This window comes from Anaerostipes stercorihominis, from assembly GCF_057535655.1.
On record NZ_BAAJCL010000001.1, the window covers coordinates 320,322 to 340,065 of the forward strand.

28 protein-coding genes are annotated in these 19,744 nt (G+C 37.5%); 1 reads left to right on the forward strand and 27 read right to left on the reverse strand.

Annotated elements, in window-relative coordinates; genetic code table 11:
• Nucleotides 1-25: 25 nt before the first annotated feature.
• From AC27EF_RS01580 to AC27EF_RS01660, 17 genes are all read right to left on the reverse strand, one after another.
• Nucleotides 26-631 (reverse strand): hypothetical protein, encoded by a 606-nt coding sequence (locus AC27EF_RS01580; protein WP_487108416.1) that lies wholly within the window; start codon nt 629-631, stop codon nt 26-28.
• A 158-nt stretch (nt 632-789) separates the two neighbouring features.
• The gene (locus AC27EF_RS01585; protein WP_487108417.1) at nt 790-1,674 is read right to left on the reverse strand and encodes an AAA family ATPase; all 885 of its coding nucleotides are present in this window, start codon (nt 1,672-1,674) and stop codon (nt 790-792) included.
• A 24-nt stretch (nt 1,675-1,698) separates the two neighbouring features.
• Complete coding sequence (locus tag AC27EF_RS01590) at nt 1,699-1,890, reverse strand: hypothetical protein (protein ID WP_487108418.1); 192 nt, start codon at nt 1,888-1,890, stop codon at nt 1,699-1,701.
• A 171-nt stretch (nt 1,891-2,061) separates the two neighbouring features.
• On the reverse strand, nt 2,062-2,313 hold the full coding sequence (locus AC27EF_RS01595) for a phosphoribosylformylglycinamidine synthase (RefSeq protein WP_487108419.1): 252 nt from the start codon (nt 2,311-2,313) through the stop codon (nt 2,062-2,064).
• A 93-nt stretch (nt 2,314-2,406) separates the two neighbouring features.
• Nucleotides 2,407-2,820, reverse strand: a complete 414-nt coding sequence (locus tag AC27EF_RS01600) for a YgiT-type zinc finger protein (RefSeq protein WP_487108420.1) — start codon at nt 2,818-2,820, stop codon at nt 2,407-2,409.
• Nucleotides 2,821-2,834: 14 nt separating this feature from the next.
• Nucleotides 2,835-3,167, reverse strand: coding sequence for a hypothetical protein (locus AC27EF_RS01605; RefSeq protein WP_487108421.1), 333 nt, complete (start codon nt 3,165-3,167; stop codon nt 2,835-2,837).
• Nucleotides 3,168-3,582: 415 nt separating this feature from the next.
• Entirely contained in the window at nt 3,583-3,792 is a 210-nt protein-coding gene (locus tag AC27EF_RS01610; protein ID WP_487108422.1) for a hypothetical protein, read from the reverse strand.
• A gap of 44 nt (nt 3,793-3,836) precedes the next feature.
• Complete coding sequence (locus tag AC27EF_RS01615) at nt 3,837-3,995, reverse strand: hypothetical protein (RefSeq protein ID WP_487108423.1); 159 nt, start codon at nt 3,993-3,995, stop codon at nt 3,837-3,839.
• Complete coding sequence (locus AC27EF_RS01620; RefSeq protein ID WP_487108424.1) at nt 3,992-4,492, reverse strand: hypothetical protein; 501 nt, start codon at nt 4,490-4,492, stop codon at nt 3,992-3,994. Before AC27EF_RS01620 ends, AC27EF_RS01615 begins: the two co-directional genes overlap by 4 nt.
• Before the next feature lie 183 nt (nt 4,493-4,675).
• On the reverse strand, nt 4,676-5,143 hold the full coding sequence (locus AC27EF_RS01625; protein ID WP_487108425.1) for a JAB domain-containing protein: 468 nt from the start codon (nt 5,141-5,143) through the stop codon (nt 4,676-4,678).
• Nucleotides 5,144-5,398: 255 nt separating this feature from the next.
• Complete coding sequence (locus tag AC27EF_RS01630; RefSeq protein ID WP_487108426.1) at nt 5,399-5,923, reverse strand: hypothetical protein; 525 nt, start codon at nt 5,921-5,923, stop codon at nt 5,399-5,401.
• Between the two features lies 1 nt (nt 5,924).
• On the reverse strand, nt 5,925-6,305 hold the full coding sequence (locus AC27EF_RS01635; protein WP_487108427.1) for a hypothetical protein: 381 nt from the start codon (nt 6,303-6,305) through the stop codon (nt 5,925-5,927).
• A 261-nt stretch (nt 6,306-6,566) separates the two neighbouring features.
• Nucleotides 6,567-7,073 (reverse strand): J domain-containing protein, encoded by a 507-nt coding sequence (locus tag AC27EF_RS01640; protein ID WP_487108428.1) that lies wholly within the window; start codon nt 7,071-7,073, stop codon nt 6,567-6,569.
• A gap of 12 nt (nt 7,074-7,085) precedes the next feature.
• Nucleotides 7,086-7,298: a hypothetical protein gene (locus AC27EF_RS01645; RefSeq protein WP_487108429.1), complete on the reverse strand. Its 213-nt coding sequence runs from the start codon at nt 7,296-7,298 to the stop codon at nt 7,086-7,088.
• Between the two features lie 22 nt (nt 7,299-7,320).
• Nucleotides 7,321-8,661: a PIN domain-containing protein gene (locus tag AC27EF_RS01650; RefSeq protein WP_487108430.1), complete on the reverse strand. Its 1,341-nt coding sequence runs from the start codon at nt 8,659-8,661 to the stop codon at nt 7,321-7,323.
• A 151-nt stretch (nt 8,662-8,812) separates the two neighbouring features.
• Complete coding sequence (locus AC27EF_RS01655; protein WP_487108431.1) at nt 8,813-9,070, reverse strand: hypothetical protein; 258 nt, start codon at nt 9,068-9,070, stop codon at nt 8,813-8,815.
• Between the two features lie 140 nt (nt 9,071-9,210).
• Nucleotides 9,211-9,477 carry a hypothetical protein gene (locus AC27EF_RS01660; protein WP_487108432.1) on the reverse strand — a complete coding sequence of 89 codons (267 nt, stop codon included), beginning with the start codon at nt 9,475-9,477 and terminating at the stop codon, nt 9,211-9,213.
• Between the two features lie 117 nt (nt 9,478-9,594).
• Here AC27EF_RS01660 and AC27EF_RS01665 point away from each other — a divergent pair, with 117 nt between their 5' ends.
• Nucleotides 9,595-9,807 (forward strand): helix-turn-helix domain-containing protein, encoded by a 213-nt coding sequence (locus AC27EF_RS01665; RefSeq protein ID WP_487108433.1) that lies wholly within the window; start codon nt 9,595-9,597, stop codon nt 9,805-9,807.
• A gap of 54 nt (nt 9,808-9,861) precedes the next feature.
• Here the strand turns inward: AC27EF_RS01665 and AC27EF_RS01670 are convergent, their stop codons facing one another.
• From AC27EF_RS01670 to AC27EF_RS01715, 10 genes are all read right to left on the reverse strand, one after another.
• Entirely contained in the window at nt 9,862-10,557 is a 696-nt protein-coding gene (locus AC27EF_RS01670) for a hypothetical protein (RefSeq protein WP_487108434.1), read from the reverse strand.
• Between the two features lie 21 nt (nt 10,558-10,578).
• A complete protein-coding gene (locus tag AC27EF_RS01675) occupies nt 10,579-10,968 on the reverse strand; it encodes an HD-GYP domain-containing protein (RefSeq protein WP_487108435.1) in 390 nt (129 codons plus the stop codon).
• Between the two features lie 50 nt (nt 10,969-11,018).
• Nucleotides 11,019-11,513, reverse strand: coding sequence for a hypothetical protein (locus tag AC27EF_RS01680; RefSeq protein WP_487108436.1), 495 nt, complete (start codon nt 11,511-11,513; stop codon nt 11,019-11,021).
• 66 nt (nt 11,514-11,579) lie between these two features.
• Nucleotides 11,580-12,344, reverse strand: coding sequence for a hypothetical protein (locus AC27EF_RS01685; RefSeq protein WP_487108437.1), 765 nt, complete (start codon nt 12,342-12,344; stop codon nt 11,580-11,582).
• Nucleotides 12,345-12,386: 42 nt separating this feature from the next.
• Nucleotides 12,387-13,322, reverse strand: coding sequence for a hypothetical protein (locus AC27EF_RS01690; RefSeq protein WP_487108438.1), 936 nt, complete (start codon nt 13,320-13,322; stop codon nt 12,387-12,389).
• 19 nt (nt 13,323-13,341) lie between these two features.
• Nucleotides 13,342-13,794 carry a hypothetical protein gene (locus tag AC27EF_RS01695; RefSeq protein WP_487108439.1) on the reverse strand — a complete coding sequence of 151 codons (453 nt, stop codon included), beginning with the start codon at nt 13,792-13,794 and terminating at the stop codon, nt 13,342-13,344.
• A 114-nt stretch (nt 13,795-13,908) separates the two neighbouring features.
• The gene (locus AC27EF_RS01700; RefSeq protein WP_487108440.1) at nt 13,909-14,637 is read right to left on the reverse strand and encodes a hypothetical protein; all 729 of its coding nucleotides are present in this window, start codon (nt 14,635-14,637) and stop codon (nt 13,909-13,911) included.
• A complete protein-coding gene (locus AC27EF_RS01705) occupies nt 14,634-16,556 on the reverse strand; it encodes a hypothetical protein (protein ID WP_487108441.1) in 1,923 nt (640 codons plus the stop codon). The genes AC27EF_RS01700 and AC27EF_RS01705 overlap by 4 nt, the downstream gene beginning before the upstream one ends.
• Nucleotides 16,557-16,750: 194 nt before the next feature.
• Nucleotides 16,751-18,319 carry a hypothetical protein gene (locus AC27EF_RS01710; RefSeq protein WP_487108442.1) on the reverse strand — a complete coding sequence of 523 codons (1,569 nt, stop codon included), beginning with the start codon at nt 18,317-18,319 and terminating at the stop codon, nt 16,751-16,753.
• Between the two features lie 218 nt (nt 18,320-18,537).
• Nucleotides 18,538-19,128, reverse strand: a complete 591-nt coding sequence (locus AC27EF_RS01715) for a hypothetical protein (protein ID WP_487108443.1) — start codon at nt 19,126-19,128, stop codon at nt 18,538-18,540.
• Nucleotides 19,129-19,744 lie beyond the last annotated feature (616 nt).

Consider the following 19,744-nt stretch of genomic DNA (forward strand, 5'->3'; position numbering starts at 1 on the left):
ATACTCTTTTCATCCCTCATCCTCCTTAAATGCAATTATCTGATTCAATAAAAGGATCGTAATCCTCTCCAAAATCTACTACAATCAAGGAATCGGCATTTTCTCTCCAACGTCTCACCCATTCGGATCTACCTCTTTGAAAGATTTCCGATGTTTCCCATCCTAATTTTGAACAATCACCCATTACAACAAAAGAATACTCTGAATTTATAGGACTTGATAACACCGGACTTACCATAGACTCTGATACTTTATAATTGGCATCCGGATTATCTTCCATTACAAGTTTCTGAAAATGTTCTATCGCATCCTTCCTCATGATCTCAATAATATTCCTATTATAATGATGGACTATCACCATCCGATTTCTTATCGTACCCATATCATCCTCTTTTCTCCGGCGCCCAGCAGCCGGCAGCATCTTAATTTTTTTATTAGAAAAAAACTTCCATATAAAAGGGGTGAACAGTATTATCATAATGGTATCTACTTTACGACTCTGTATTTCACCATAAAATATCATTTCTAGCACCTGCCATATTAATGACATGATGATAACAGTCCAACCAGTTTTACATAATTGATAAAGCTTATAGCTTGCTTTTCCTTGAATTACCCTGAATTGAGTCATTGTACCCCTCCTCTTTTATTTGCTTGCTGGTGATGCGAATCCAAATGCGTGGAACTCTATCCTTTTAAATTCAACAACCCACGTCCAGGGGTTCGTATCCCAGCCATATTGTAAAATTGGTAGTATTCTGCTCATTTTGGCACCTCTCTAAATCTTATTTAAACTATTATTTCTGCGATTTTTTCGATAAGATACGAAACCGTCTCTGACTGTGTATGAGAATTATCTGCATATGTAATCATTTCTTCTGTAAGAAAATTTTCATCAATACTCTTTACATATTGACTTATCATTACAATTTGTTCTTTTCTCTCATATCTTTTAAATTCCATTTGTCTTTGGAATCGTCTTAACAGAGCCTTATCCAGTCTATCTTGTCTATTTGTAGCAGCCATAACGATTTGTCCATCTACAAGACTGTCTAATGCCTGCATTAATGAGATAACCGTTCTTCCGAGTTCACCATTACATCCGCTGTCGTCTCCTCGAGCGATCCCAATACAATCCACTTCATCAAGCATCAATACGCATTTCTGTCCTTTGCAATAGTCAAAAATACGCTGTAGATTCTGTGAAGTTTTTCCCATATATGATTCAATCAAATACGAGAAATTAACATATGCATATGGAAGCCCGAGTTTAAATGCAACATATTTCGCAAACTCTGTTTTACCGGTCCCGGGTTCCCCATATATAAGTGTGCTGTTCGTATACGGCACCCCGTATTCTAGTAGTTTCGCAGTCACCTTTACTCCCACTTCAATCTCTGAGAATAGTTTCTTTTGCTGCTTTCCAACAAAATATCTTGATTCATTAAAATCTGAAACATCCTGCAAATCTAACATTCCTTTTAAATTTGCGGGAACGGGAAGTTCAAATGTGCTGCCATTTTCAAGTAGTTTTTTATAATAACGGACTTCTCCTTCATTTTTTTTCGTATTGTCATTAATGCAGCACTCTATTGCCACCTTTTTTGCGTCCTGTATTCTGTTTTCCGCCAAAGCTCTAATAAGAGCCAATGAACAATTATCCAATCCCGCCATTTCATCATCCTCTCTTTCTTCTCTTTACTCACTTACTTGTTCTCCACATTCACAGCAATAGATCGGATTATAATACCCGTCTATTATTCTCTTATTTATGGAAAACACTGTTTTAAGATCTTCCCCTTTTGCATTTACTCTTAATTTCGCCGTAACACTAATATCACGGTAAAATTTTTTATTGTTCCCGCATTTACAACACTTCAATTTTTTCATACGCCCTCCTAATTATTCTGGTTTATCCGGCAATGACATCCAATGCGTTGCATCGTTACTGGACCATCCAAACTGTATTGAAATTGGCTCGGATCCCCCCATATACCGGAAAATTCTAAAGTTGTGCCAATAATGTGGCATATAAGCAAGACATGTCATGATACATTTCAATTATTCAACACCATTTTGATATTCTTCTTCAGTAACCATTGTTAAAAGTGAATGATGTATATTAAATGACCTGGCAGCATACTTTAAAGCACCATCCTTCATCTTTTCCCTTTCAGCTTCAATATTTTCAATCATTTGATTTGTTAACGTAAATTCTAACTTTACGTAACACTCTGACGGATTTCCATCTTCATCTTTTGCCAATCCTGCCTCTTTAGAGACCATATAGAAAAAGTCTATCTTCTCTTCCATGTCATCCTCCTATAAATCTTAATTATCTTCATTTTTTTCTCAATACATAACTGCGTCTTCTCTAAAGTCAGCGACATAATTACAATATTTCCCTCACAATAATGCCTTAGAATCCTTACAGGGCTTATATTCCTTGTTGATTTTCCAATTATCTGGATTCAGATCAGTGACCGCACAACTCCCATATGGAAAACATAAAGGACATTTAGTGCAATCACTCACATAACTCTCACAAGTCTCCTTGATTGCTTCTAAAGCTTTTATCAAAGGATATTTTTGAGTTATTTTTTCCGGAAGTAGAAACTTATGTTTCCTCAGATATTCATTACGTGCAGAAAGCAGCGTGGCATTATCCAGTTCTTCCGAAAAGAATTCCTCTCCACAATCCACGCATACCTGTACCCGTGCATCCACCTCAATGGCCTCACCGCAGACGTCGTATGTCTCCTTTTGCTTTATTATTTTTGTTTCAACCTCTTTTCCACATTTATCACAATACTTTCTCATTAGAGCCTCCTTCGCTAATTGTCCGTAATTATGGCACTCTTTCCAATACGGTAAACACGGTCTTTCCCAAAAATCTGTTCCAGAGAACCGAAATCTGCAAATTCACGCGTCTCACGTCCTCCCATTTTCTCTAATAAATAAGATGCCGCTGCCTCTTCGTTCTTTTCTCTACATCTCTTTGATATTTCATGAAGAAAATCCTCTAGTTCTTCATGATTATGATATATGTAACTGCCAATTACCCGGCGGTCTGTATCTAAGACCCAGACCTCTCCAAAATCATTAATGCATTCCACTACAGCACAGTAATGACTTTGATATAGAGTTCTCCTCTCCCTTCGTTTCATAAGTCCACCTTCCTTACAAATCCAATGTAAAAGAATACCCAACCATATAAATATAGATTTCCGTTTCCATAATGGTGGATTTCCTTATGAGGAATCCACCATGGAGCACGGAGTGAAAGCTGGATAACAAATCCATATCGTTTTCCCATAAGACATATCGTTTCATTCTTTTTTATGAAATTCCATCGTTTCATTCTCCTAACTCCAATTCCTCTTTTTTGAGTTTTTCTCCTACAATTTCGATAACATCCTTTAAATCTCCCGGGCAGATGGTTGTTCCATCATTTAATGTTAATACATGCATATAATATCTCCTTTCTTCTTTGAATAGCTTCTATCCATAGTATGAAAAAAGAACCGGTTAAAAAAAGCCGTTGGAATCATCCAAAACGGCTTTTCAGGGTAGTTTACGGCCTTAGAAGTATATCTCCGCAATATCCTTATACTGGATACTTTTATTGCTCCTACCACCTTGGGTATAATGAAAACCCGTGTCTGTTATTTTAGTTATTTTGCAACCCCCACATCCCCCTCCGTTATGAAAGATAACCGTTACAATATCTCCCAACTTAAAGACTTCTTTATTCTCAGTATCTAATATAGTTTTACATGTCTCAAACTTCATAAAATTCCTCCTTCTGCTGACAAATTTCTTCATAATGGGAGATTCTAGTCCAACGCATAGTACCCCTCTGATTTTTTATACACTATACAAATCTCCCCTTCTTTCGTTTCTGCAATCTCAAAATCATCGTCCTCAATCGTGACTTTTGGCATTACATCATTGATTTTTTCGATCATTGCTACAAGTTTTCTCCCTGTTCTCATAATCGCACCTTCTTTCCTTCTTTAAAATAATTAACTGACACCCCTTTCTCTTTCAATGTTTCTATAAAGTGTGGAGCGTTCTTCATCAATGAATGGATCACAAAAGAATGATTGTCGTAATGAACCCATATACAATAAATACCGTCATCATATTGTTCAATTTCCACCTTATCTACTCCCGTAAAGGGGATTGTCTTGCGTCTTATCAAACGAGAAAGTTTAATCCCTTCAGTACTTATCCAATAAGTTTTTAGGACGGCCGAAACGGCGAGCATCATAAAACAAATAACCATTATCATCAACACTACAAACAACACCATCATACGATGATAGAAGTAGATTCCAATGATGCCATAGCTAAACATGAGTATGATTGCCAAAGAAAACAACCCACGTTCTCTAATGCAGTATTCTCCTTCTTTTTCCCTTTTCTTTGTTATTCCGCCTTTGCATATGAATATTAACAGCATCATGATACCGCCGATGAAATCTATCATTTTATTTTCTCCTTTTCATTGTGTTAATAAAAAAATTTCTTTCAATCATAGTATGAGAAATTTTAATTTTCTCTCATAGAGGTCCTGTCTTACGGGAGGTCCATCGTTTACAAAGAAAAGCCCGTAAGATGAAATCTTACAGGCCGTATTGATGATGTATTTCCAATATAAGTCTTTGTGTGTTTAGTAGCATAAATTTTCTTCACAAAATGAGTAATAGGATGACTCTCCTACAATTATATTATCTACAAGAGGAACGCCCAATAATACTCCTGCCTCTTTGATTTGTTGTGTTACTTTGATATCTGCTTCGCTCGGAGAGGGATCTCCACTGGGATGATTATGCGCAAGCACAATACTTGCTGCCCCACAAAGCAAAGCCTTTATAAAAATTTTTCTTGCTCTGCAATAGCTAGCATTCACGCCTCCATGGCTTATCTCGAAAACCCCAAGCGGCTTCAACTTGGTGGAAAACGCAATTAGATACAAATATTCTTCCGCCAGATCCTGAAGGGAAAAAACATCGTTCAGCATTTGAACAATAGCTTTTGGATTTTTTAAATCTTTTGCAGGATAATTACAGGCAGATTCTTTCACCAAGATATTGATCCTATCACTTGAAAGTTCTGTCCGATACTGATTAATTCTCATAACTTCCTCCTTACGTAACTCCTATTTCTGAGTTTTAATATTTCAACATTCTAATTAATGCCCTCCGAAGCACTATTGCTGATACATCATAACAGCAACAATCACGCACTTTCCGGCACTTTTCATGATAAGCAGCACACATTCTTTTCTTGCGAAAAGAACACTTCGCACAAAGCCCAAATGTCTTTGGAAAATCAAAAATAGGTTTCATAATTCATTTTTCTCCTTCACTCTCCTGTCATTTTGATGGAACTATTACCTCTTTTTTCTTATTGGAATTTGATTAATTTCTTCCTTTATCTGCACCCTTCGAACGAAGGCTTCTGGATTTAATTCTATAAGAACATTATCCAAAACAATCTGATACTTTGGATTTGCCCACTCATTGATTAGGCGTTCTCGAAAATTGGCAGGATATCGGCAACTCCGTTCCCGACCGCGGCCGCCCCCTCTCTTTACTTTTAATGCCCTTCCTTCTTTCGGTCTGTCTTTATAAGGAAGTTCACATCCCTGCTTCGTTAAGTGAATGCAGGTGCCAAATTTTTTTTCATCAGTTTGTTTGTCGTAAGTCGTCTCCGGCTCTCCCTCCCTTCTGGGACGTAATAAAGCAACTCTCCCAAACTGTTCATAGCTAAGCACGACTCCCTTATACCTGATAAGGGATAAGATATGTTCCGCAGTAAAAGGACGGATATCTTTGGGACTATAGGTACAGGGACCACCGAGACAGCATTTGCCGCCACATTCTTTACAAACCTTCTTATTTTCTCTTTTATACATATCAATTACCCTTTCCTTCTTTCATGTAAGAATAGAAATTATTTTCATTCTTCGGGTTTCTCTTCTTGTATTCCATATATCCAGATAGATATTTAGGCCAGCTTGACTTATCGATACTTTCTGGCATATATGCCCTCAAGTCGTATTCATCAAAGCCATATTTTATCTGACAGATACCGCTCTCACGGGAATTTTCAATTCTTGCTTTTAGTAATAGAATATCTTCTGCAAGTTTTATTGATTGCTCTTTTGACTGGTTTATAGCTGAAAAACGATTTGCCAAAAAACGAATACATTTATCATACGTTTTTCCCTCTTTGTAAAACCAATCCCTCGCCGTTTCTGTAAGATAGTCTCCCGCAATACTTAATGTAACTTCCATCTTCCATCTCCTTTTTAGCGTCCAGTTTATCCTCTAATCGTTTCACACAAATTCTATTCATTGGATCTCAATACATCCGCCTCCCTTCCTCTGTGAATCCTTTCTATTGATAGTATGAGAAAACAGATACGCATAAAAAAAGAAAGGGAAATCCTTTCTTTTGATTCTACATAGGGAAGATATATATCACTGCTACACAAAAACTGTGTAGCAGGTTTTTATTTTTATATCAGCCCGCTTAGAAAAATATGACAGGTTATATCACATCTTCAGGAACTCGAGACACTCCTCTCTCCACTGCCGCAGCTCTTCAAAAGATCTGTCTGATCCATTGCCATCAGGATGCATCTTCTTTGCTAAGTTCCGATACCTCACTCTAATATCCTGTTGTGATGGTAATTCACTTCCCATAAACCCCATTTTTCTAAAACACTGCGGGAGCTCCCTATCTGGCGGCAGATATTTCATTTCTCCAATCCATCGGGAAAGATCATAAATACCTCTCTCTACCATACGGGCCAAGTCTTCTAAAGCAAGGACCAGCTGCGCAAAGACATCCGTTCCATATGATAAGGGAGTTTTGCCTGCAGCATTTGCTTTCTCTACTGAATGATCAAATTGATACCACTCTCCTTTATATTGAAATTTTACATATGCAGTCTTTCTGGTCCAGTCGTATTCGTAAGATGAGATCTGAAGCCGTTCCATGACACAGGAAAGCTTTTTTTCGTAAAATTCTGGTGATTGATAGATTTTCTTGGCTCCCATATCGCTTCCTCCTTAGATCAACCCCTTATTTAATTCTCTTAAATCAACGGTGATACCATCCGTTTTTTGCTTTGATAAATATGCCTCTCGATCAAGAAAAACAAGTTTCGAAGCATCCGGATCTTTTTTATCTACCGCAATTCCAAAGATCAATCCCTCTTCTTTCATTGCTTCTTTTAGAAGAGTTAGATATAAGTTAACACAATCTTTTTTTGATTTCTCCATAACATTTCTCCTAATTAAATTTTTAGATATCGAACTTTATCGTTCCGCCCTCCGGAACAATCTTTAATTTCTTTATAAAACTTTTTTTCAAATTTTCCATCTCTTGATCAGATAAATGAGCCCTTGTCTGTTCCATCGCCTGTTTACACAGAGCATCCATATTAATCTCATAATGTTTAAGATACGAATGGAGCTGGGACAAAATGGTTTCTGATTGCATTTTTCCTAAATTTCCAGTACAGAATTGATCAATGAACACATAAGAGATCTTGTTTTCATCCATGGCCTTGATAATGGTGGGACTCGTATGCCCCATTTCAACTACCACAAGAAATTGACATTGCGGCATCCCCTGTATCATTCCCCAATAGTCTGAATCAGAGGAAACCAGGATGAAAGCATCTACGTTCTGTTCATAGTGTTCTCTGCATGTGCCAACACAAAGGCTGATGTCTACGAGGGACTTGTCTTCTTTCACACGATTGATCATGCGGTGCTCAATTCCGGTTACGAACTGGTTTAAAAGCTTCCACGCCGTTGATGCATGGACGTCATTATATAAAATGACTTTGTGAATCTTCTCCAAAACATCGTCTGATAGCGAAGAAAACATCGCATATAATTTAAAAGGATTTGCGTTTTCACAATCAACAACAATATCAACCTTTTTTGCAGTTTCCATAAATGTATAAATTTTATTTTTCGTCTGATCACTAATATCCCGAACTTTTGATATATCACAAAAGTCCTTTTCATGCATTGGATAAATTGTCTGTACAAGAAATTTTTCATCATTGTACAAGATATTCCCCAAATCTTTTGGCTGCCAGTGAATGTACATTTGAAATGGATAGCAGGACAGATTGGTTTGATATATTTTCCCAAATTCTTTAATTTGCTGTTCTCTTTTTAACTTCGGAATTACAAATAAATCTTTTATGTACTCCCATTCGATCCAGATTGGAAACATGTCTCTGCAATCCGAAATGTGTTTTTGAATTTCATCATTGATAAACAGCAGATACTGATCTATCCGCCAGTTCGAATGCCAAATTTCAATCCCATCTTCATTTAGCTGGACTAGAGTCTGATTTGGTATTAGATCCGGGAAAGAATCAATATTTTTTAAGTCATATGTCATTGCCGTTGATATTTTCATGTAATTCCGAAACAACATGGTTCGGATAAAGCATAAATTCCGGATAATCCTTGCTTCCTTTTTTGTATCTAACTCCTCAAACTTCTCAATGTCTAAACCTAATCCTGATTCTCCAAACCAATGCCTTTCAACTCCTATCAGGTATCCTACTTTTGACACAATGTCAAATTTGGGGTTCAAAAAATCATTTAAGTAATCTTGCATAAAAATTCTCCTTTCTCTATTATCTTATTCATAGTATGAGAAGTATAAATTTTCTCTCATAAGAAAAAGAAGCCGCAAAGCAGCTTCTTGACATTTTGATTTATCAAGGGTGTAAACATTGTTTACCCTAATCATTATTTTGCCATAATAATCATCCTCCCCCGTTTCGAAAGCAAAGGAACATTATCTGTTTAAGCAGCTCCCAGGCTGCACGATGGCCGCTTAGAAAACCTTCTTTTTTGCAGGCTGCACCATGATCGGACTTTAAATCAGAAACCCTCCTTCTCTCTTCATCAGAAAGATTTAAAGCAGACACATAAACTTCAAATTTATCTGAAGTATCTCTTACTTCTTTTGTACTAGGTCTTTCGATATACACTTCAAATGATCTTTTTTCTAACTCCATCATAGCATAGCCCCCTTTTGTAAATCCTTTTACTCTTTTTCATAAATAGTATGCTGCTCCTATTTTTCTCTCATGAAATTCCTATTCTGAGTATAAAAGAGACTTAAAAAGAAAAACTAAAAAGGGACCCCAGGGCCCCTTTATCAAATGTGTTGATGCAAAGATAACGCATTCATCATTCCTGCAAGATAAGAGTCTGATGTATACTCCATCCACCTCGCATCGAGACTTCTAAGCAAAGAATCACAGATCGCTCGTTCCTCATCCGTAAGGTTTAATGAAAGGTATTCTTGTTCGGATTTCTGTTCGGATTCACATTCTTTTTGATAAGCTTCATCTTTTAATAGTAAGGTCTGTATTACTGGTTCCCGCATCTTGTCTGCAATGACTTTCATTTCGTCTAATCTCATTTTTATCCTCCGTTTTAGTGTCTATATACGGACACTATTTCTATTTTCATTTTAATTGGATAATAAGAATAGTACAACAAATATCGTCCTGCAATTTTCGATAAGAAAGGAAAAAAAATGATAAAATTCGATAAACTATGGATGACAATGTCAAAGCAGGGGATATCAGTTTATGATTTGTATACGCATCACAATGTCAGCCGCAGTCAGATCAATCGGCTGAAACACAACCAAAACGTACAGACGAATACCCTGGATCGGCTTTGTAATATTCTACAATGCGATCTCAGTGATATAGCGGAACATGTCCATGATGATAATCACTTCTAAGCAATAGGTACCTGTTACTGAAATGATAAAGGCAACCACAAGGGCCGCCTGTTTTCACCTGATCATCCTGCCAATGCGTTCTGAACTTCGAAAAATCTTTTGAAACTCTTTTCGATTTGTCGCCCTCCTGATATTTTCTCCATCTTCGCAAAGATCCTCCCAGTCACAAAGGTCACAGGTATCATTGAGGACCCTCCCCTGAAAGTCCTCTTGTTTATACGCTTTTTCTGATTCCATTGCATGTACATATTCTTGCTCACTGACTATTGCGGTCTGCTCCCCGCGTGGACAATCCCACCGATAAAGGAATTCTATGATACCCGCTTTTTTAAGATCGCTAAGAAGCCTTTCGTATAGAGTGTAGGATAGTTTTGTATGGATATTCAGTGGGCCATAGAACAAAAATCCCCTTTTTCTTATACGAGAAAGATGCCTGTCGATCGCCAAGATTTGTTCTTTCGATAAATAGCTAATCTTTCGAAGTTCCGGAAAGCACAACTCTTCTTTTTCCGGTGCTTCTTTTCGCAATCGCTTTTCATAGATTGCTGTCCATTTTTTATATTGCTCTTCACTAACGCCGCAGCGGACGTATTTTATAAAGGACTCTACTTCTTCTAAAGGGATTTTAGACAGATCTTTTTCGGTAATAAAACTTGCCCATTCCTGAAACCGTTTCACCCTCGCATTCAATTTTGTCTGTCCCTTTTGAATTTCTTCCCACTGCTCTATAAGATTTCTTGTTTTTTCCATAAACACTCCTTCTCTTGCTTTTTATTTGAGAGCCATTAATATGGGATACAATTCCCATACAACAGGACTAAGTTGAATTCCATCTGGTCGATATTTCTTCTCCCCATGATGCATCAATACCATCTGGCAGACAACATCAGGGTATCCTAGTTCCATGAGTTGCATATACCCATAATAGGCATGCATATCAACGACCATGCGTTCCATAAAAGTTAATGGTCGCTTTGCATTCAGTACATAATCCGGGATGTAATATTTTCCGATGTCATGTACTCCCGCAGCTTCAGATAAGACTTTTGTCTCACCTTTATTGACCCCCAGATAAGAAGCGATCTTTTTGCATAGAAGTGACACATTTGTACAGTGCGATTGCCATTCTGCCGCAAGAAAGCGACTTGTTGTACTATCCATAATCTTTCTCCTTATGATTAAGAATTGTTGTGAAACCCCCATTTAATATTTTATACATACCCTTTTGTTGTTCCATGTTCTACCCAGAAAGGGCCATAATTGTTGTATACAAAAATTTTACCGGATAGCGGACTTTCGGCGATTAGCATTAAGACACTATCTTGATATCCGCTTGCCTTCGCCATGCATAACACGTCTTTGAAGGTAATCTTTAATACATCTCTGTCTTCTACATATTTAGTAATACAGCTTTGATCAAATACAATCTTTATGACATCTGCATATCCGATTGAATCTGTTTGCTGTATCTTTGTATAGACCGACTCATCCTTTATAGATTCCTTTATAGCAGAGAATTCCATCTGAAGTGTTTCTTCGCAGATGTCCTGGATGTGATCCAGCAAATTTAAAATTCCCTCTGGCATCCTGCTGGCCTGAGGAGAAATTGTTATCTGTTGGTAAAGCCAATTTTTCTGCCGCATAAATTCCTCGGTATTAATCTTTTTTAAGACTTGTAATATCTTCAATAGATTAAATGTTTCCATGATTTCTTCTCCTTCTTCTATGTATCCAATCGAAAAAATAATCGGGTTTGTTAATTTGTAAATTGATTATTTCACAAACTGTTCAGCTTTAAATCTATCTCCCATATCAATAAAATAACCATACAAAAAGTCTTTCTGCTTTTTCGTAAGTGGTTTTTGATGGGATACGATATACCCTCCATTACCTGTAGGGTTATGGATTAAAGCATATCCTTTTTCATAGATTAAGAAATCACGGTATAGAATCATTTTCATGGGGTTACGCTTCTCGTCTATTACCCATTCATCCCGCTGAAACCTTTTTTCTTTGCAGATCTTCTCTGCTGATTCCTCATGAGTTCCAAAGTCAGCTTCACAAAAAGTTCCAGACGGCGAAAGCCATCCGAATGGTTTTGTTTCAGATTTCTTGACATCTGATTGTTCTGTCTTAGAGCCATTCGGCATTATTCCATTCATAAAGTTTCGGTAGTGTAAACCAAACTTCTCTTCGTTTATTTCTCGACTTACAATATCTTCGTACTTCAGCCCTTTATTATCATCATCACAGAGAAGAAACATGCGACAAGCACCAAATTCTTGAATACTAAAATTTAACCCATAACATTCCATGACATAGAACATTCCGATCCTTAGATCCGCATTCAACTCACATGCATCAATATAGTTTTTTCCGCTTAAAACACCCCAGACGATGTGAAAATAATAACTAAATCCCTTTTCAAAAGTTTCACATTTACCATCTTCATCTATAGAGACAAATTCACTGCATTCATCTTTGTTTTGATGAAATTTGCAGGATGTGTTTCTGCAGATAATCTTCCTTTTTCCCATACTTCTTTTCCTCCAATTCAACCCGCTCAACAACGTGATTTTTTAATTTCTTACATATAAATTTTTCTTTTTATATGTAATCTTTGTAATATGCTCACAAGTAAGCACCTTTTTCCCTTCCTCAGAAAGATGGTAAGGAGACTTAGCAGCACCTAATTCTCTTATAAGTTCCTCCCCGCATTTTCGGCTTACCCAGCAACTTGATGAAAAATAACCCTTATGAACCATTATTCTCATAACAACATCAAGATTTATTTTAATAGACGCTTTCTTCCCATTCACTTCAAATTCAACAGTAACACTTTTAGCTTTTATACCTGTTAAAGCTTTTGCTATCTCAATTTCATAATCCTCTACAACTGACTTATGTTCTATGAACTTTTTTACTCTCTTGCATCGAGACTTTTTGAACATCCATTGATCTCTTTCTGTTTCTAATCTTTTAATTGCTTCCGATTTAAGATCAATTATTCCGCACAACGAACTGGCGATGTCTTGTTCATTAAACATTGGATCTAGTGTTGCTTCACATTCATTCTCGGGATTCATGGAGATGTCCTCCAATTCAATCCATAATTTTTTCGCTTCAGCCAAATTAAAAGATTGGAGCTTTTGGCTCCATTCGTTCTGTGTAAGAAAATGACCATTTGTATCAATTACAATATCATGCAAGTTCTTGCGTAGTCTGAACCATAATTGATCATTAGCCAATAAATTCAAAGAGTCAACAATATACAGAAACGGCTGCTCCATACTAAAATGTGAAGCTGGAATATAATCCCGTAATTGTAAATCATCTTTTCCTCCCACATTAACGGAATAGACATCATAACATTCAATATTCAAAGCATATTGAATATTTTTAATGAAAGAAGAAAAATCCAAATCTCCCAGGCTACTCAAGTTGTATAAATAATATTTTTTACAAAGAGAGTGCTTTTCTTTGAACTTCAATCCAGCATTTATGATCGTTTTCATAATACTTCCTCCTTGAACTCTAATCTAACTCAGCTTCATCTTCCAAAACGGTAAACTTAATCTCTTTCGTACCATCAAGTCCAAGTTGATTGCACTTTCTTCTGGTTGATGTCCCGCCGGAGTGCCAGGTGTTCGATAATAACAGCGAGTTTACAATTTCACTATAATAAAATCCGTATGAGAAAATTTCTTCTTCAGAATCTGGTTCAAACTCTACCCATCTAAGATATTCCGCAAATGCATCTACGAGCGACTGCATAAGTCGGATACAACTAGTTACAATATCTTTGTCGGAATGAATGGACAGTTCTCCGCATTCCCTTTCAATCATTTTGTCAACTGTATGTATCAAATCGGCCTTTTCTTCTTCATTCAATTGATCGCCATTATTAAGATCCATTTCATTGATTCCATTGACAAATGCATTTCTAAGCATCTGTGCCTTTGTATGACACTTGTTTTGACGTTCCATAGCACACACTCCTTTTCATCCACAATCTGCATCTTAAATCTTTCTTCTCCTTTCCTTCTATGAAAATGTTTCATAGATAGTATGCTAATAAAGCAGTGGATGAAAACGACTTCTTTACCCGTAAAAGACCCCATCCTTTTCTATGCCACGGACATCGACATTCCATCCTGCATCCGTAAAAGGTTTTAACCCTATAGAAAGTCTTTCTGTCATCGTTTTCGCATACGCCTGTTCCTCATCATAAATCCGCTTCTTTTCTGGATATTCAGAATCTGCTCTTTCTGCTCTGTCGATTTCCTCATTCAAACGCTGTAAAATCCCGTCATGTAAGACATTCCGAATTCTGCGGCAGCGCCTCAGAAACTTTATTGGATTTTTCGTAGGCTTTACATAGTAAAAATCCAATAATTCTAAAAACGCATGAATTCCTTTTTGCTTTTCATACTGCTTTGCAAGATCTCTTCCCTTTTTTAGTTCCGGATGAATCGGTGACGGTTTGAGTACTATGCCTGATCCCTCAAACCTTATGACAATCTTTTTTTGATCAGCTATTGCCGGAAAACCCGCCGGAAACAGGATATGGAACTTTTGATTCTGGTACCGGATACAGGATGGAGTAACCGTAACGTCCATCGTATGAAAAAGTTCATCTGTCAGAGATTCTTCTAATATAGCCCGCATAAATTCCGGCCAATCGAGATAAGCAAAATTATGATTTTGCATGATCCCTTCCAGCTTACGAAGGTCAAGCCCGGATTTCATAGTTTCCACCTGCCGGCTTATTTCACTGAGCATCTCCTTTTCTTTTTGTATCTCAGCAAGTATCATTTCGTTTACTTTCATTCTTCGTCTCCTTTCGCCATATACGGTTGGATCTGCTCCAATAGCTTCTGAAACTTTAGAGAACTTTTCTTTAGCCTCTTCTCCTTTTCATAAATCGCTTCCACCTCATAGTCTGTATCTTTGTTTACGAAAACATAAAGAAAAGGTGCCTGCCAAAAAAGTGCTGCTTTATCCTGGTTGATTTCATCGTCATACCGCTCCCCTGCTATTCCACAATAAAGAAAACAGATTTCTTTCAGTGCTTTTCTGGTTCGGATTCTCATAAAATCTTTTGGAAGAGCTTTGTTAAGCTTATGAAACACAGAATCTCTGGGGATCTTGATAACTTTCATTGCTCTGCATCGGGCCAGGTTTTCCATGCGATCCGCTTCGTCGTAAAGTGCCTGCTTCCCTGGATAAAAAACCCTGACCTTTTGATGAGCATTTTTCGCCCACTGGCAGTTTTCTAAGAAAGTCACTTCCATGTAGCCGCTCTTCTTTGTCCATGGATTAACGCCGCGGAAGATGGAACACAGCATCTCATCCAAGTCTATTCGCTGCTTGAAGTCCATAACAATCTTCTCCTTCCGCTGTTTGAAGTCCTCAACAATCTGTTCCTCTGTTTTGCGGTCCCGTAGGGAAAGAAGTCTTTTAAGATCCAATTCTTGAATTTTCTTCATTACCCTTAGAAGCATATAAAAATATTCTGGATGATGCCGATTGATCGTATCTCCCTCCGCCATTTTTGACTTTAGAAGTCCCGTTCCTTTATAGGTATTGACAAAATAATGTTCAAAGGAACGATATTTCATAACATCAGATAGCTTTATCTTAAGAAGACAAGACTCACTGGTAATCAAATTCGTAACGCTCCGCCCAAATCCTCCGCTGTTATACAAACTTGACAAGATACACTCAAAGACTGCATTAAGATCTCCAAAGGTCCTCCGGATCTCCAAAAGCTTTTGAATCGAGAGCGGGTAAAGACTGTGATTTCCTGCCTCGTAATAAACACTGGCATCACTGAAGAAAAAAATGATCTTTCGCCTGTTTTGCATATAGTATCCGGAGATCTTTTCATCTTCCTGTCCAGTACGAATACGGATCCCCCGATAGATGCAAAAGTTAAGTTCGGCACTTCCCTTCTTGATATTGAAATATGCTTTCATGTTTTCTCTCCTGATGATGTATTCATCTTTGGCTTCCATCGGATAGTTTTTGCGGATCTCCTCTTCGGGAATTGTTGAATAACCGGTTTTTCCTTGAAAGAATTTCTTTAATTCTCCTAAATAAGGATTCTCTTTTTGGAGCAATTCATAAAAATTCTTATAGTCTTTCCAAACGGACCACATTTCTGAATCATGTGTCATCATAAACCCCAAAATATCTTTTCGTAAAATTTGTGGATCTGCCGAATTTTCAGTATGTACCACATAGGCAAGATAATCTTTCAAGGCACACTCTTGCGAATTTGAAAGAGGTTTTTCACCCCATTTATCGACAATAAATAATTCTGACCGTAAGATTTTCTCTATATCTTTTCCGGGGGTTGATAACTCGCCAAAAAATTCGCGAGCTCTGACAGCATCTCCATTCTTTTTATAAAAACAAATAACCTTATACATTGGTAGAGCGGGAACCCAGTCGATATCGCTGTTCAGTATCCTCCACACATAGCTTTCAACCAGCCTATCCCACTTAGCTTCCATCAAACATAAAGCTGCAGTCTTTTTCCAGGGTATGGATTTGTTTGAAAGAGATCTGATTCGATCGAACAAACGAATAGCATCCGCAGTCTCAAGGTTGAACTCCTGGAAAATATAAACAATGCATTTCAGATCGGCGATTGGCAATTCAAGGTTTTTAAAATACGACAACTTATCTTTCGAAACTCCAGAATTCTCAAGCCTCTTATAAAGCCTTTCCTGCGTTTTCCTCATATAATTTTTCTCCTTTCACTTGTTTATTTGCCGCTTTAGGATATCGAATGACAGAGCTTTGGGATCTTCCCGGTTTTTTCAAGGATCTTCATCCCCGATTACAGAAAAAGATCCATCTCCCTTACCCATAGGATGCTCACGCCGTTCCCATCCATATATAGTGCCATATAGGGTCAGACGGTTTTTTCCCACTTTCACCAGTAGTAAATCTTAGGCCGCCAGCGTGTTATTTCTCTATACTTTTTGTTTTTGAATCGAAAATATGGTTTTGATTCCCATTCTCTAAATCGGCATGCCAGTGCTTCTAATCGTTGCAACCATTTTTCATATATTTGAGCATACTTGTTAAGCTGGTCAGCAGCACTCTGCCGGCCGGCTTTTTTTCCCCGTAAAGCCCTTTGAAGGCATTTCATCATCTCTTCTTCTTTTCTTAATTCTTCTTTTTTCATGCGAAGGTAGTTGTATACCGTTCTTCTGCTGATTCCAAGTTTTTCTCCAATGGCAGTCTGCGTAAGACCACTGTTATATAGAGTGTAGATCTTTTCCTTTTGCTCTTTCATTTTCTGGCATTTATATTCTCCCTTTTTGAATTTTTTCTTCCGTCGTTTGCTTTCGTAGTGTTTTTGGCGGCTCCTCTTTCCTATGCTTTGTCCAATCGTTATTCCTGCTTCTTTTTTGATTTCATCGTCTATCCCCAGCTGTTCTAAGATTGTCTGGTTCCGCATTGGAATGTTATCCGTTGTGCGGATATCAAATCGAAGTTGTCTTTCTATGAGTGGGCATAAAAATCCCTCATTGAACTTTACGGCCTGTTCAACAGCTTCCTTTTGATCGCCAGAAAGCAGATAGCAATATTTGCAGTAGATCCAACACATGACCTCTCTATGCCCCTTTACAATACGATGTTTATTTAGGTATGCTTGATAAGCCCTCAGATCCTTTAAAACCTGACGGTTGTGCAGTTCTATATTTTTTGCGGCTGCTTTTCTTTTTCTCTTGCTTTTTTTCTTCTTTTTCCAGCTTTCATACCATACCGGTAAATCTGGAAGAACCTCTTGGACGTAGTAATCAAGCGCAAATTTTTTTGTGCTGATTCTTTCGACGGAAACGGTCTCCATTCCTTTGGTATTAATACTTCCCGGCAGGCGAAGAAACGAAGTGAGCTTTTGCGGCTCTGCATATAGATCAAATTCTTCGTTGAGCTTCTGGCACATGATCTTCATGATTCTTTCGATAAGGACAAAGAGATTCCTTTTTCGCTTCTGATTGAAGACCGGCTGATACAGGACATAAATTAAGCGCAGCTGATGTCCCGTCTCGATCCAGTTTGGCCATGGGAGCCCTGCAAAATTTTCGTCTATAAGCCATTGCTTGATTATTTGCGGATCTTTATCTTTTAATGAATCGTTCTGCCGGTAATCAATATCAATGGCAAATGTTTTGATTGCATGAAGGTTCCTTTTCGAAAAACGTTCCGATTCTTTTTTATATGTATTCATTGTAATTGACAGGTTCGCAGCATCTTTCTTTGTTAAGATATCTTTTAAGATTTTCGTCTGAAAGATTCTTCCGCTGCTTATAACACAGGAATTTCCCTCTTTTCCGATGTTCCAAAGCTTTAACAGGCTTTTTCCGGATTCCCCATGAAGGATGTCCATGAGGTAAATATGCAATAGATAAAATTCCTCATCTGATAAAGAAAACTTCTGACAGGAATTTTTATAAATAAGGCTTCTTTGATCTTCTTTGAATGGAATTCTCATTGTCGCGATCTCCTCCCTATCTTCCGGCAATAACATTTCTAATGATAGTATGATAAAAGTCTTTTTTAGAGAGGGAGCATCGCGCAGACTGCTTTATCATGAAAAATCACCTAAATATGCGGTTTCCGGGGATTTCGGAAGATAGAAAGCCCATGAGAGATTTTAAAATTATTTTCAAAAAGAGCCTCCTCGGATAAGGAAGCTCTTTCTTTTTACTTTTATTCCACTATATGTGAGATCGCTTTTTCGACAAAATCCTCTGCTTTCTTCTCCAAATCATGGAGTGATCCATCGTTTGAAATGTAGAGGTCATAATCAAATTGCTCGACGTTCGCATCGCCCATGTTGCTCTGTTGAGTTTTTTTGATGCGTTTTCCGGGATCCATGTAGATGGTTTTTGCTCCAAAAGTGTCTTGGAGTCTCTGGATTTCTTCTGGCTCTCTTACCTGAAGGAATAAAATATGCTGTATTTCATGGTGTCCATATTTTTTCTTAATAAATGGATCAAATTTTTTATCATAAGATTGAACGTAATGCAGGCATTCTTGAAATGGCAAGTCAAATTTTCTTGTCAAAAACTGCTTGCAATCGGATAGGCGCTTCCTGTCAATTGGATTCTTTTTCCCATCCCAGCCGAAGATCCGATATATTTGCTTGATCGTATCAATTGTCGAATGGGACCCGATCAAGATATAGGAATCACTCTTTTGGTTATGTTCATTGGCTATTTTCATGCATAGCCTTATAAAGGTGTCCTTTCCGCTCCGCGGGTAACCATTGATGATAAATACATGTACATTTTCTTTCATAATGGGTGTTTCTCCTTTCACATAGAGATGAAATAAGATCTCCTTTTCATCAGTAATTGGTTCGTAAATAGTATGCTGAAACTTATAGAGCTGATAGCGGGGAATGAGGGAACGCTTTTCTATGAGGAAATCCTCATTTGGACAGATGGGTTACGATCCTTGATCAAGGAAGCAGGTAAGTCTTTCTAAAAGGACCAGGCGGAATCTCTTAATGGAATCTGTCATAATTCCTTTTTAGGGCGGTGCTCTGCCCATGGGGTTTATCAGCTTTATGATAAAAGGTTTTGTGTGGAGGAAATTCCCTTTTTATCAATTTTATGATAAACGAAAAACAACAAAAGAAAGGTGTGTTCTTCTGCCTTTTTCGTTATCAGCTTGGTGATAAATTATGAAAGAATTTTTTCGTTATCAACTTAGTAGTAAATTTATGATGGAAATAAGTTATCAACTTACTGATAAGCTGAATTTGGGCTGATGATTTTTTGGAGGAAAGGAGAAGGGAAAGGCTTTGAGACGGATTTTCGCATTATCTGGATGAATTCTTGCAAAATATTATAGAAAAGGTAGTTTTATCGGTAAAAAAGGGATAGGAAAAGGGCGGAAAGGGTAATATTTA